Annotated in this window: 14 protein-coding genes and 1 pseudogene; 13 read left to right on the plus strand and 2 right to left on the minus strand. The window is 31.8% G+C overall.

The genetic code is table 11. The features are described 5' to 3' along the window. The first annotated feature begins 4 nt into the window (after nucleotides 1-4). Nucleotides 5-430, plus strand: a complete 426-nt coding sequence (locus tag E7419_00615) for a hypothetical protein (protein ID MBE7013692.1) — start codon at nucleotides 5-7, stop codon at nucleotides 428-430. A gap of 68 nt (nucleotides 431-498) precedes the next feature. Here E7419_00615 and mgrA read toward each other — a convergent pair whose 3' ends face one another. Continuing rightward, the gene (gene mgrA / locus E7419_00620; GenBank protein ID MBE7013693.1) at nucleotides 499-1494 is read right to left on the minus strand and encodes an L-glyceraldehyde 3-phosphate reductase; all 996 of its coding nucleotides are present in this window, start codon (nucleotides 1492-1494) and stop codon (nucleotides 499-501) included. Nucleotides 1495-1625: 131 nt separating this feature from the next. On the opposite strand from mgrA, the gene E7419_00625 reads away from it, so the two are divergent. The 9 genes from E7419_00625 to E7419_00665 are packed head-to-tail and all read left to right on the plus strand — an operon-like array spanning nucleotide 1626 to nucleotide 9433. Next, nucleotides 1626-3167: an extracellular solute-binding protein gene (locus tag E7419_00625; GenBank protein MBE7013694.1), complete on the plus strand. Its 1542-nt coding sequence runs from the start codon at nucleotides 1626-1628 to the stop codon at nucleotides 3165-3167. A 1-nt stretch (nucleotide 3168) separates the two neighbouring features. Continuing rightward, nucleotides 3169-3879, plus strand: a complete 711-nt coding sequence (gene deoD / locus E7419_00630) for a purine-nucleoside phosphorylase (protein ID MBE7013695.1) — start codon at nucleotides 3169-3171, stop codon at nucleotides 3877-3879. A gap of 11 nt (nucleotides 3880-3890) precedes the next feature. After that, nucleotides 3891-4919, plus strand: coding sequence for a hypothetical protein (locus E7419_00635; GenBank protein ID MBE7013696.1), 1029 nt, complete (start codon nucleotides 3891-3893; stop codon nucleotides 4917-4919). 26 nt (nucleotides 4920-4945) lie between these two features. After that, a complete protein-coding gene (locus E7419_00640) occupies nucleotides 4946-5635 on the plus strand; it encodes a TVP38/TMEM64 family protein (GenBank protein MBE7013697.1) in 690 nt (229 codons plus the stop codon). Beyond that, entirely contained in the window at nucleotides 5625-6380 is a 756-nt protein-coding gene (locus tag E7419_00645; protein MBE7013698.1) for an amidohydrolase, read from the plus strand. The genes E7419_00640 and E7419_00645 overlap by 11 nt, the downstream gene beginning before the upstream one ends. Nucleotides 6381-6388: 8 nt before the next feature. Beyond that, on the plus strand, nucleotides 6389-7087 hold the full coding sequence (locus E7419_00650; GenBank protein MBE7013699.1) for a hypothetical protein: 699 nt from the start codon (nucleotides 6389-6391) through the stop codon (nucleotides 7085-7087). A gap of 1 nt (nucleotide 7088) precedes the next feature. Then, the gene (locus E7419_00655) at nucleotides 7089-7757 is read left to right on the plus strand and encodes an MgtC/SapB family protein (protein MBE7013700.1); all 669 of its coding nucleotides are present in this window, start codon (nucleotides 7089-7091) and stop codon (nucleotides 7755-7757) included. A 16-nt stretch (nucleotides 7758-7773) separates the two neighbouring features. Beyond that, nucleotides 7774-8832, plus strand: coding sequence for a hypothetical protein (locus E7419_00660; protein ID MBE7013701.1), 1059 nt, complete (start codon nucleotides 7774-7776; stop codon nucleotides 8830-8832). Then, nucleotides 8825-9433 (plus strand): 4'-phosphopantetheinyl transferase superfamily protein, encoded by a 609-nt coding sequence (locus tag E7419_00665; GenBank protein MBE7013702.1) that lies wholly within the window; start codon nucleotides 8825-8827, stop codon nucleotides 9431-9433. Before E7419_00660 ends, E7419_00665 begins: the two co-directional genes overlap by 8 nt. 168 nt (nucleotides 9434-9601) lie before the next feature. Here the strand turns inward: E7419_00665 and E7419_00670 are convergent, their stop codons facing one another. Then, complete coding sequence (locus tag E7419_00670; protein MBE7013703.1) at nucleotides 9602-12403, minus strand: hypothetical protein; 2802 nt, start codon at nucleotides 12401-12403, stop codon at nucleotides 9602-9604. A 160-nt stretch (nucleotides 12404-12563) separates the two neighbouring features. Between E7419_00670 and E7419_00675 the strand changes: the two genes are divergently transcribed. From E7419_00675 to tnpA, 3 genes and pseudogenes are all read left to right on the plus strand, one after another. Then, complete coding sequence (locus E7419_00675) at nucleotides 12564-12881, plus strand: hypothetical protein (protein ID MBE7013704.1); 318 nt, start codon at nucleotides 12564-12566, stop codon at nucleotides 12879-12881. An 11-nt stretch (nucleotides 12882-12892) separates the two neighbouring features. Then, nucleotides 12893-13666 (plus strand): hypothetical protein, encoded by a 774-nt coding sequence (locus tag E7419_00680; protein ID MBE7013705.1) that lies wholly within the window; start codon nucleotides 12893-12895, stop codon nucleotides 13664-13666. A 224-nt stretch (nucleotides 13667-13890) separates the two neighbouring features. Continuing rightward, nucleotides 13891-14106, plus strand: a pseudogene (gene tnpA, locus E7419_00685) (IS200/IS605 family transposase). Nucleotides 14107-14233 lie beyond the last annotated feature (127 nt).

Consider the following 14233-nt stretch of genomic DNA (forward strand, 5'->3'; position numbering starts at 1 on the left):
TAATATATTAAAAGAACAAAAGGACAGTAAACTTTCAGGTGGTATATATCATCGCATACAAATTGATTTGACATATAATTCAAACCATATTGAAGGAAACGGCCTTACCCATGATCAAACAAGATATATTTTTGAAACCAACACAATAGGGATAAATGATAAAAGTGTTAGTGTAGATGATATTATTGACTTTCATGTTAAGTTTGAACGAATACATCCATTCCAGGATGGTAATAGTCGTATAGGAAGGCTGATTATGTTTAAGGAATGTCTTAAACATAACATTACACCTTTTATCATTGATGAAAAGCATAAACTTTTTTATTACAGGGGATTAAAGGAATGGGGAGAAGAAAAAGGATATCTGCGAGATACAGTTCTTTCCTGTCAGGATAATTTTTGCGAAATACTTAAATATTTCAGGATTTAAAAAACGGTAAAGTTTAAGATGTTATATAGCAGTAGGGGAGGGTTTCTATGCCCTCCCGTTTTTATAAATTATCCTAAAATTTTATCTATTTTTTCAATTTCTTCTTTAGAGAAATTGATATTGTTAAGAGAATTCACATTTTCTTTTATTTGTTTACTTGAACTTGCACCGATTAAAACACTTGTTACATTTCCAACACCTAAAAGCCAGGATATAGCCATTTGCGAAAGAGTCTGGTTTCTTTCTTTTGCAATTTCATTAAGTTTTGATACTTTTTCCAAAAGTTCTTTTGTAAGTCTGTCTTCAGTTAAGAAAGTTTCAGGTTTTGCTGCACGTGAGTTATCAGGAATACCTTTTAAATATTTATCGGACAGTATGCCCTGAGCAAGAGGAGAAAATACTATTGAGCCAAGCCCTTCATTATGAGTAGTATCTAAAATGCCTTCCTCCTCAACATGACGGTCAAGAAGGGAATAACGCATCTGATGGATAATCGGATGAATACCCATACTGTTTAAAATTTCTTTTGCTCTTTTAGTTGTTTTAGCATCATAATTGGAAATGCCGACATAAAGTGCTTTTCCGCTTTTTACAATGTCTTTTAATGCTCCCATAGTTTCTTCCAAAGGTGTATCAGGGTCCATTCTGTGATGATAAAAAATATCAACATAGGAAAGTCCCATTCTTTTTAAACTCTGGTCCAAACTTGAAATAAGATATTTTCTGCTGCCGAAATCTCCATAAGGACCGGGCCACATATAATATCCCGCTTTTGTAGAAATAACCATTTCATCACGGTAAGATGAAAATTCATTTTTTAAGAATTTGCCAAAATTTTCTTCTGCTGACCCTGCATAAGGTCTTCCGTAATTATTTGCAAGGTCAAAATGAGTAATCCCAAGGTCAAATGCAGTTGTAAGCATATCTCTCATATTGGAAAAATCATCAGTTTTATTAAAATTGTGCCAAAGCCCTAAAGAAACTGACGGTAATTTAAGACCGCTTTTTCCTGAATAACTATATTTCATATTATCATATCTTGAGTCTTTTGCGTTATATATCATATTTTTTCCCTCCTTAATGTAGAAAAACACTATAATATTATATATTTTCAAAAATATTATACTATAAGTTTGACAATACCGCAATATTTTATTATAATATAAGGATAAAATGATTTTATAAAAGGCGGTGAATGGATGTGAAAGTTTTTAAAACATTTATAAGTTTAATTATTACTGTTTTAATTTTCACATCTTGCGCGTCAAACAGTTATGAAAGCATACTTTTTAATAAATCAATTGAAGATTATGGCAATACAGGTGGGCTTACACTTCCTTTTGATGTTAACAATACCGAAATTAAAATAATGTTAATTTCCGATAAGGAAGAACTTTCCGATTCACTTGTTGTAAAAGAACTGTCCAAAAGAACAGGGCTTAATATAAATATAACAAACGTTAGCATATCAGATGCTTCGAGATATACGCAGTTATTACTTAGTACAAATACCCTTCCTGATATTATAAAAACCACTCTTGATACGAGTGAGATTAACAGTCTTGGAGAAAAAGGAATATTTGTTTCAGTAAATAAATATCTTGCCGAACTTCCTAATTTCAGAAGAATTTTTATCGAAAATGACACATATTCTTCGGTTATGGATGATTATACCGCAAATGATAATAATTTATACTTTTATCCGAAGTTTGATTATCAGAAAGAAGTAACAAAAGGATTTTTATATAGGAAAGACATATTTGACAAACATGGTCTTAAAATGTGGCAGGGAAAAGACGAATTTTATGCCACATTAAAAACCTTAAAAACATTATACCCTGATTCTACACCATATATATCAGAAAGCGGAATAAATATTTTAGATGAATGGTCCCTTTCATTCGGTATAGATTTTCCCGGAATGTTTTATGATTTCGACAAAGAAAAATGGATATATTCAGGATGTGATGCGCGTTTTTTTGAAATGCTTCAGTTTATTAAAAAACTCTACGATGAATCACTTTTTCATAAATCTTTTTTAAGTTCCAATCAAATATTATGGGACTGGAAGATTACAGAGAAGAATTCTTTTGTAACTTATGGTGACTTATCTAACATGGAGATTTTAAATGAAAAAGGAAAATCAAATAATCCTGACTTTGATTTATCTTTTGCATCTCCGCCCGGTGACATATTCAAGATAAAAAAGAGTGATATTATAGGTATGGGACCGTCAGTTACTAATAATAAAAACAGTTTGTTATCGCTAAAACTATTAGATTATCTGTCAAGTCCTTCGGGGATAGAACTTTCAACACTTGGTGTTTTAAATAAAACGTATGAATATAAAATGGGTTCAGTAGTATATAATGACTTTAGTGAAAATGATTATATTGTAGGAAAAGAACTTGAGGAAAAATACGGATTGTTTATAGACGGTCTTACAAGGTCGGTAGATAAGAGGAGCCCGTATCTTCATTACTCAAAAAAAGAACAGGCTGTTTTAAATTTAATAAATGAAAAAGACGGATTTGTAGAAGAATATCCGAAATTGAAATTAAAAAATGAAGACAGGCAAAAGGCAAAAGAGATAATAACTATACTTAATAACAAAGCCTATGAATTTGCCCGCAACTATATTCTGAAAACAGATGATAAAAACTTTAACGAGTGGACTCAGGAGGCCTATAAATCAGGGCTTGAAGAATTAGAGGAAATATATAATAAGGAGAGATAAAATGAGCACACCTCACAATAAAGCAGGGAAAGAACAAATAGCAAAGACGGTTATAATGCCGGGTGACCCTTTAAGAGCAAAATATATTGCAGATAATTTTCTTACTGATACAGTTATGGTCAATGATATAAGAAATATGCTTGCATATACCGGGTTATATAAAGGAGAAAAAATAACGGTTATGGGAAGCGGTATGGGTGTACCTTCAATAGGAATATATTCATACGAACTGTATAATCATTATGGAGTAGAAAATATTATACGTGCAGGAAGTTCGGGGAGCATATCAGAAAAACTGCCTTTAAGAAAAATTTTACTTGCAATGGGTGCTTCGACTAATTCGGCTTATGCAAATCACTTTAAAATGCCGGGAACATTTTCTTCAATCTGCGACTTTTCGCTTTTATATAACACATATAATACTGCAAAAGATTTGGGAATAGATGTAACGGTTGGTAATATTCTTACTTCTGACACATTTTACACTGAAGATAAAAATGACGATTTAGTGTGGAATAAAATGGATGTTTTAGCAGTTGATATGGAAGCGGCAGGATTATATATGAATGCGGCACGTGCAGGCAAAAAAGCACTTTGCGTAACAACAGTATCGGATAATATACTAACAGGTGAAGGATTAACGGCAAAAGAAAGAGAAACAGGTTTTGAAAATATGATAAAACTTGTTCTTGAAACTTCAATAAAACTATAACAGGAGATATTATGAGAAAAGTATTATTATTAATTTTAAGTTTATGTCTTACATTAACAGGTTGTTCAAATTCAATATCGCTTGATAATGTTGACACTATCGAAAATGAATTTAAGTATTCAAAGATTTCGTTTGGTAAATTAAAAGAATGTGAAGAAGATATGATTATAAAAGACGCAAAAGATTTTACGAATAAATATCTTTCGGTTACACTTAACAGATCATATTCTGATAATAAAACAATAGAGCAGGAAACCATTATGTTTACCGAAGACTATCTTGAAACAAATGGCAAACAGCTTGAGGAAGAAATTTTATCTGTTAAGGGAACTTATGAAAGGTATGAACTTTCAACAGAACTTGTTAACGTAGATTATAAAAACATTGTCAATATAAAAGGCGATGCTTATGTAAACTGTGTTGCAAGGGTAAGACTTGTTGAATGTAATAATGAAAATGTTGCAAAAGTTTTAGGGTTTGACGGGGTTAACAGCACGACAAATGCAATCTATAACTTAAAGTTAAAGTACATAGATAAATCCTATATGGTTTATGATGTTAAAAAGATTGAAAAAGAAGGATTTATGATTCCTTTTGAAAAATGCGAAGAGAAAATATATAATTCACTTAACGAGGAAGATAAACTCAAACATTTTGCATATCTTGTTTCCAAAGCGCAAAATGACAGGGTTTATTACGAATTTTCAGGAGATGAAGATTATAAGTATCTTTCCAAAGGATGTCTTGAAGAAATAAATAAGGACAGAGATAACGCTAAATATACAAAAGATTTATACACAAATTATAAACTTTCAACAAGGCTTGATGACTGTAAGGTAAGCCAAATAATTAAAACTGAAGACGGTTATACTATTAAACTGGTACTTACGGTTGAAATGCTTGAATGTGCGACAAAGGAACTTGCAGCGCAGATAGGATTTCCAAACGGTGTAGGAAGTAAGAGAAATATGAATTATGAATACTATGTTATAGTTGAAGACGGAGAATTTAAACTGGACGGTTCAATGTTTATAAACTGATAAAAAATATATTATACAGGAGTAATATGGAAGTTAAAAAGAAGAAGATATTGGCATTTTTTACAATGTGTATGATTGTTATAATTGCCGCTTTGATATTTTATTTATGGGAAACCAGACTTTCGGAATATTTAAAAGAGCCTGAAATTTTAAGAGGGTTTGTAGAACAAAAAGGATTTTTAGCGCAAATTATATTTATAGGTGTAATTGTTATGCAGGTTATAATAGCGATTATACCTGGCGAACCTTTTGAAGTGGCGGCGGGGTATGCTTTCGGTGCTATAGAAGGAACTATTCTTTCACTTATCGGAACTGTACTTGGAGGAATAATTGTTTTTTTACTTGTGAGAACATTTGGAATAAAATTTGTAAGATTGTTTTATTCTCAGGAAAAAATAGATTCTCTTTCATTTTTAAAAACATCAAGGAAAAAAACAATACTTTATTTTCTTATTTTTATGATTCCCGGAACACCTAAAGATTTGCTTTCATATTTTGTCGGAATTACCGATATGAAACTTTCTTTATGGATACTTATCAGTTTTTTCGGAAGAATACCATCTCTTATAACTTCGACACTTAGCGGTAATTTTTTGGGAACAGGAAATTATTTGAAAGCTATAGTAATGTTTACTGTTACAAGCATATTATGTATAACAGGGATAATTATATTTTATAAAATATCTGAGAGGGGGAAAAAAGTGGATGATAATTGATATTCATGCTCATGGATGTTCGGCAGGAGGGGACCCGGCAAGAAATGAGAGATTGCTATTAAAGGCAATAGAAAAGTATGACATTAAAAAAGTATATATTTCCAATTTGATGGCCATTTATCCTACCAAAGAACAGGTTACAGAGGGAAATATGTTAGCGTATAATGTTATGAAAAGGCATCCTGAAAAAATCGGAGGATTTTTATACGTAAGCCCTGAACATGATAATGCAGTCGATGTTGTAAAAAGAGGAATAGAGGAACAAGGTTTTTCCGGCGTAAAAATATGGATTTCCGAAAAATGCGATGCACCTTGTATGGATAAAGTTGCAAAAGTTACTATTGACTATGGTGTGCCGATGCTAATTCATGCATTCCATAAAAGCAGAAATCAGTACGAGAAGGAATCGGTTGGGAAAAATGTTGCAGCCCTTGCACAAAGATTTCCTGCACTTAAGATAATAATGGCACATCTTGGCGGAAATTGTTATAATGGTATTCCTATGATAAGAAAACTAAAAAATGTATGGGTAGATTTATCCTGCTCTATGTTCCATGCACCTTATCTTGATTATACTTTGGATAATATTGGAGCGGACAGGATACTGTTCGGAACTGATATGCCGGGCGGACCGTTCTTAAATAATGTAGGAAAAGTTCTGCATTCAAACACAACAGAATATGAACGCGAACTGATTTTTTATAAAAATGCATTAAAAGTTCTTGACAGAAATTACAGACTGTGAGGGATAATATGATAGATTATAATTGTTATATAGGAAACTGGCCATTTCACAAACTTAGAAAAAATAAGTTTTCTGACATTTTAAGAATGCACAGGGAAAATGATATTGATTATGGCTACATATCAAAAATAGAATCTGTTTTTTATAATGATCCTTATGAATCGGAATATGAACTCTATAGTAAAATAAAAGGAAGCGGATATAAACAGGTTATGACGTTAAATCCAACTTTGGATACTTGTATAAACACTCTTAAAAGAGGTATAAAAAGTCTTAAAATTAAGGGCGTAAGACTTGCACCGTGTTTTCACTCATACAGTATAAACGATGACTTAGTTAAGGAAATTATACCTTATTTAAAAGAGTATGACCTTCCGCTTTTTATAAATATTCGTTTTGAAGATGAAAGGTCATCATATCTTTTGCATCCAAATCCCGTACCAATGGACGATGTGAAAAAATTTATAAATGACAATAAGGATATTGAGATTATACTGTGCACAATATCATTTCATGAAGTTTTAAAAATAAAAGAAGATATTTTGGGAAGTGATAAAGTATATTTTGACACAAGTGGTTTTAAAGATAAACTTTTTGCAATGCCCGAAATAAGAAAAGAGGGCCTTTCAAAAAGAGCAAGATTTGGGTCTATGGCACCAATTTTTTGTTTTGAATCATCTTATCTTATATATAATGAGGAGGATTAATATGGATTTTGGGTTTGATTACCGTCTGGTTTGTATACTTAGAATTATTGTTGCAGGTATATGCGGAATTATAATAGGTTTAGAAAGAAAAAGCAGAGCAAAAGAAGCCGGGATAAGAACTCACTGTATAGTTGCCTGTGCTTCATGCCTTATGATGATAATATCCAAATATGGATTTTTTGATTTGCAGTTCTCAGGCGATTTTAAGTTTGACCCGTCAAGAATGGCACAGGGAATAGTAACAGGCGTAGGTTTTCTTGGTGCTGGTATGATTTACTTTCAGAGAGGAACACTTATCGGGTTAACAACTGCATCGGGAATATGGGCAGTATCGGGAATAGGTATGGCAATAGGTTCAGGGATGTACGTAATCGGTATAAGTGCAACAGCTATTATACTTATAGTACAGTTATTATTTCACCATAGGAATAAAATTACCAATCATACTAAAGAAAAAAATTTATCTTTGTATAAAGTTTCTGAATCCGATTTTCAAAATAAAGTTGAACGCATACTGGCAGACTATGATATAATGATAAACGATGTTTCAATAAAAAAGTATGAAGGAATGTATGACTACATATTTCATATTGAAATGGATGAAGATATGAAAGAAGAAGGTTTGTTATCATTGTTTGATTATGATTGTTCTTTAGACACCAATAATTAAAAAGGAGAAAAATAAAATGAAAAAACTGTTATCAGTATTTTTAATAAGTATATTTATATTAACAAATCTTACATTTATTACAATGGCAAAAGAGGAAATAACCGTTATAATAAACGGAGAAAAACTTATATCTGATGTACCTGCACAAAGTATGGAAGTTTATGATGAGAATGGTAACTATATTGGCGACAGAACTATGCTTCCTATCCGTGCAATAAGTGAAAAATTAAATTGTGACGTTTTCTGGAATGAAGAAACTCAGGGTATAACAATATACAGAAATAATAATTTATATATTATGTGGCTTGAAACCGAGATGGCTTTTTATTTAGAGGGTATTGGTATTGAAAAAGGATATAAAATGGACGTTCCTCCTACTACAGTAAACGGCAGAACATTAGTTCCTGTAAGAGCAGTAGCAGAACTTTTAGGCGCAGAGGTTAACTGGATTGGCGAAACAAACACTGTCCAAATAAAATATGAATTAGGTCAGATTGAAGATAATAAGGACGTTGCCGAAACGTGTGATATATATCAAATTTTGTTAAAACAAGAGTATGATACATACGTAAGCCTTGTTAATGATACATTAGGTTCGGTTACAGGTAAAATTGTTTTGGAAAACGGAAAAGAAATGAATTTTAAACTTTATCCTGAAATTGCTCCTAAAACTTGTGGTAAATTTGTAGTTATGGCAAAAGAAGGATTTTATAACGGAAAAGTTTTCCATCGTGTTATAAAGGATTTTGTGGCACAGACAGGAGCTCTTGGAACAGACGGGCAATGGGAAAGCAGTACTAACATTGAAGGCGAATTTGTTATGAACGGATTCTTTAATCTTATTCCCCACAAAAGAGGAACTTTATCTTTAGCAAGAGCAGATGATAATAATTCAGGAACACAACAGTTTTTTATCTGCCAGAAAGAATCAAAAACTCTTGATGGTAATTATGCCGCTTTTGGTAAACTGATTGACGGTTATGATGTTTTAGATGAAATCTGCAGCATGCAAACTGATGAAAACGATAAACCACTTAATGATATAGTAATAAAACAGGTAATAATAAATGAATAGTTATATCTCTGATATAGCAGATTTAGAAAATAAAGATTACAAGTTATATTATTCTTTAATGTCAGAATCAAGAAAAAAAAGAGTAGATAAACTTAAAAATCTAAACGATAAAAAATCTACAGTTTTGGGAGAAATGCTTGTAAAAAAGCATTTTGGAATTGACAGTATAATAGAATATGATAACAGAGGAAAACCGTTTTTAGTAAATAAAGACGGTTTCTTCTCAGTTTCTCATTCCAAAGGGCTTGTAGGAGTTTTAGTATCGGATTGTCAGGTTGGCATAGATATTGAACGAATAAGAAAAGTAAATTTAAATATTATAAAAAAAGTGTGTACTCCAAAAGAAAAAGAATATGTGCAAAGCGGGAAAGATGAAGAGGAAAAAAATCTTCGTCTGCTTGAAATCTGGACATTTAAAGAAGCGTATTTTAAATATCTTGGAACAGGAATAACTGATTTTTTAAGTGTAGATTATTTTAATGATAAAATTAAACGAAAAAAAGTTATCACAAAAGAATATATATATCATATTGTAGGGGAGGGTTTCCATGCCCTCCCGAAACATAACTCTCCGACGGTGCAATATTTTCAAAACTTTTAACGGTTATTTATCAAAAATTTACAATTTAAAAACGAGTTCGGATAACTTTCCGACGGCTAACGATTAATGAATATCAAATGGCAAAAAGAGATTCTTCACTGTGCTTAAGGATGACAACATAGACTGTCATTCTGAGCCTTCAGGCGAAGAATCTCTTTTTTGATTAAATTATTTCCCCGATATAAATTTACCCATAAATAATATTTCTCCGTTTGAGTTATCTCTTATAAGAAAATAGAACGGTTTATTAAATTTTAAAGTAACAGGTTCGGGAGGGAGTGCGCTTCCTGCCATTGCAATACCGGTTACAGCCGCCGCCTCACAACCTTTTTCATCAACGTTTAGATATGTTTTATGAATAACATCGGTTATCCACATATTTCCTTTATCGAACATATTATGAAATTCGGCCGTTTCTTTAAATGCTTTATCCATACCGAGATTTTTTAGTGTGTCATTAAGTTTTGTTTCGTATTCTATTTTAAACTTAGGTAAATATAAGTCTGTATATTGGCCTGATAAACCATTATTGTTAATAAGAGTGTTAAGTTCTTTTTCAATTTCAACCTGGGAATTTGCCATTGCAAAGAACATACTTATATCTAAATCAAAATCAGAAGTACCTGTATAATTACCATTATCGTCAAAGTTTGCGATTCTATCCATAAACGGAAGTTCGATAACTTCTATTTTGTCCGTTTTACCATAAGTAATCCAGGCTGTTTTTCTTAAAAAATCAATTTGTGATTTTGTGTTGTCAATGTTTGTAAATTCATCTTTTTTTGTAGCACCTTCAAAAAAATCATCCTGCCATAGTCCTTTGAAGTATACAGCATTGACAATCATTGCCCAAAAATCAGAATTATTTATAAGTTCAGGAATTTTTCCGTTTGTTTTATCATTTACCCACGAATTCACCTTGCTTACAGCATTTTTATCGTCAGTTTTAAAAACATCTGCATTGTAATATTCTTTTATATTATCAGTGTACGATTTACTGAAATTCTGAGTGGTTTTATCTTCGTTTAACCAAACTGAATTTGCAACTTTTAAAGTAAGTAAATCAGTTTTTGAAAACTTCTCTGAAATTTCTTTTGATAAATTATTGATTTCCTGAATGCTTGATATATTAAGTGCGCTCAGAATTTCGTTTTTTGTTTCTCCCTCTGCACCGTTTAATAAAAGACCTAATGCTAATTTTATAGATAGGGGAGATAACGCGTAGTTTTTATTTTCCTTGTCATAAATTTCAGTTAGTTTATCATTAAAACTTTTTTCGTTTATCATAAGTTTCCCAAACCCTGCCTCTTCAACACATTCCTGACCTTTTTTAGTAAGCATAAACTCTGCCATTTTCCTTGCAGGTGCATCTTTAATAGTATCTTTTCTTATTACAATGTATGTATTATTTGATAATGGATAACTTCCGTTTGCAATTGTTTCGTCTGTTGGATATACTCCATCTATTGAAAGTAGTTTCAATTCAGTTTTAGTGTTGTAGAATAAATCCATATTATTAAAATAATAGTAAATACTATAACCAAGTCCATAACTTAAAGGGTTATCTTTCCTTGCTGCCATAACATCTGTAAGAACGTTTGACATAGTTTCCGATGTTGTTTCTTGTCTTATTTTTTCGTGAATTTCATTACCGCCTAAAAAGTGCTTTTCCATCTGCGCGTGACTTCCAGAATCATTATTTCTGCAGTATGGAATAAGTAAAGCGTCGGGTCCTCCAAGTTCATTCCAGTTCGAATATTTATTATTTACATATATTTCGCTGATTTGTTCTTTGGTAAGTCCCTCTATCGTGTTGTCCTTATTTGTAAAGAAAATCATTGCGTCATACGCTATAGGGATAAGTTCAAGTTCAACATTTTTCTCTTTCGCATATTCTAAGATGTCACTTGCAGGATAAACTGATGCAAACATCATATCAATTTCGCCGTTTATAAGTCTTTCGTAAGACTGATGACTCTTGGAATGTTTCTGAGGTTTTTGTGGGTGTTGTGTTCCATTATAGAATAGTTTACGATAAACCGCATCGGTAAAAGGATATGTAGAGGTAGAACCATCAATTACAGGAAGTTTTTCAGAAAATCCAAATTGCACTGCCTCTTCAGATGGGAATATAACACAAAAATTAACAATGTTATATATTGTGTATGCCACATCATAGCGTGTAGCAAAACTTGTTGGGTTAATTACTCTTTTCGGATTTTCAGGTTCTGTGTTATCAACATCAGTTGATGCGTAATTTCCCAGCCTTTGGTATGCACCTTTTGCCCAATCTGATACAAGATTAAAATCGGTAACATTCATATTGTCATCGTATGGATAACCCATACTTGCAAAGTTAACCGCCCTGTCAAGTATAACCATAATTTCTTCTCTTGTAATATTGTCTAAGGGTGCAAAAGAAGTTTCATTTTTCCCTAAAACCATTTTATTTTTATAAGAAGATGCTACAACTCCGTAAAACCAATCATCTTTTTTTACATCGGAAAAAGGAATGTCAAGACTAAAATCTTCTTTAATCCCAAGCATACGCATTACAAGTGCTGTAGCCTCTGCTCTTGTTATATTATCATATGGGCGAGCCTCTTTGTTTTCGTTTCCGATTATTAAAGATGTTCTTGATAATTCTTCTATCATATGAAATTTGTAATCATTGTTTTTATTATCTGAAAAAGAAATTTCGGAAGTTTCAAAAGCCTCTATCTCTCTTTCTTTATTTTCATAAGGTATGTAAGCGTAAAGGCGGTCATTATATGTATGAGAAAGAGTGATAGGTTCTTTTGTATCTTTATATCTTGCTTTTACTGTAATATTTTTAGTATAATCAACTTCGTAAGGAATACTTATATAGGTAAAATTATTACTTTCGTAAGTACTGCTTGTCGTGATAACTGAAAAAAGTGATAATAAAGTTGTAATGATAAGTAACATTGATATAATTTTTTTTGTCATATAAGTTCCTCCCAGTATTTAACATTTTTTCTTAATTAGACTAATATTTTAAAAGTAAAGTTCCATTAATTTGTAGTTTCGACAAAAAATTTTTAATACCTTGTGTTCAGGTTGACTTTTTATACTAAAAGTATTATTATATTTATAAGGAAGTGATTATATGAAGAATACAAAAAGATTTTTGTGGGGAATAGTTTTTATAATAATAGGTGTACTTATTGCTTTAGATGTACTTGGTTTTATAAATGTTAATTTGTTCTTTAACGGCTGGTGGACTCTGGTTATTATAATTCCATGCCTTATAGGGCTTCTTTGTGAAAAAGATAAGGTGGGAAATGCTACTTTTCTTACAGTCGGTATAATCCTTCTTCTTAAGGAGCAGGGGATAATAAATTTTGATATTTTAGTTAAACTTATTGTTCCCATTTCACTTATATCATACGGGCTTTATATGCTAAGTAAATCATTTAAAAAGTAGAAGGGGAAAATATGGGGAAATTTGACGGAATATTAATCTGTTCGGATATAGACGGAACATTCAGATGTAATGAAGAAACTTATAAAGTAAATAAAGAAGCAGTAAAATATTTTATACATAACGGAGGTAAGTTTACTTTTGTTACCGGAAGAAACAGGGCGCATCTTATAGAAACAGGACTTACGGAGGTTGTAAACGCACCGGCAGGACTTCTTAACGGGAGCGTGGTTTACGATTACGACAATGAAAAAATCGTTACTGAAAAAAGGCTTGATTATACTTTTTGTGATTTTTTATTAAATATAGAAAATTGCAGTGATAAAGTAACGGCAATCGGGATATTTCCGGGGTGTGAAGATGAGGGGTATTATGAGTATGAACCTGGCTGTATTCCTCAGGATATGATGGATACTATTCCTGTTAAAACATTAGTAAGATTTAGTGACGAAGAAGATGCCAATGATTTCAGAGATATTTGCAAACAAAATAATTTTTTTAAAAACACATGCATTTCAAAATCGTGGAGTGTAGGCGTTGAGTTTAATAATATAAACGGAACAAAGGGAGACGCACTTTTAGATATAAAAAAATATCTTGGCAACATACATACAACTGTCGGAATAGGCGATTATGAAAATGATATTGAACTTTTAATTAAGGCTGACATTAAAGTCGCAACAGGCAATGCGATAGATGAACTTAAAAAAATTGCAGATTTTACGGTTAAAGAATGTGAAAAATATGCAATTAAAGATTTAATAGAAATTTTAGATAAAAAATATTAAAATTCTCTGAGATAATGAATATACCCGGTAAAAACGGACGATAGAAAAAAGCCCCCTATGGTATAATAAAATATCATAGGGGAGAATTTTTTTGTGTTAACGAATACCACGGGCTATGCCCGTGGTTCAAAAAAGCTTTTAGCTATGAGTAGAAAAAAGAAACCTCCTATGATAGAATGAGTGCAGGTTCGCCAACCGTACAAAATCAAAGGAGGTAATCAAGTATGAAACTTGATACAGAAAGTTTAGCACATACTAAGTGGAATTGCAAGTATCACATAGTATTTGCACCCAAATATCGAAGACAAGTGATATATGGGAAAATAAAAACAGATATAGGACAAATATTGAGAAAATTGTGTGAATATAAAGGTGTGGAAATAATAGAAGCAGAAGCATGTCCAAACCATATTCATATGTTAGTGTCAATACCGCCCAAATGATGAAGGCAAAAAGAAAAAGTTTTTCTGGAAGGTTGCAGGTATTTGCTACGCAGCAGCGGCTGTGGTTGCATACTTCCTGCTTCATTAAGGGGGTGAGGATATGAAAAGAATAGTTTCATTATTA

Source organism: Oscillospiraceae bacterium (assembly GCA_015068525.1).
Taxonomy (GTDB): Bacteria; Bacillota; Clostridia; order UMGS1840; family HGM11507; genus SIG450.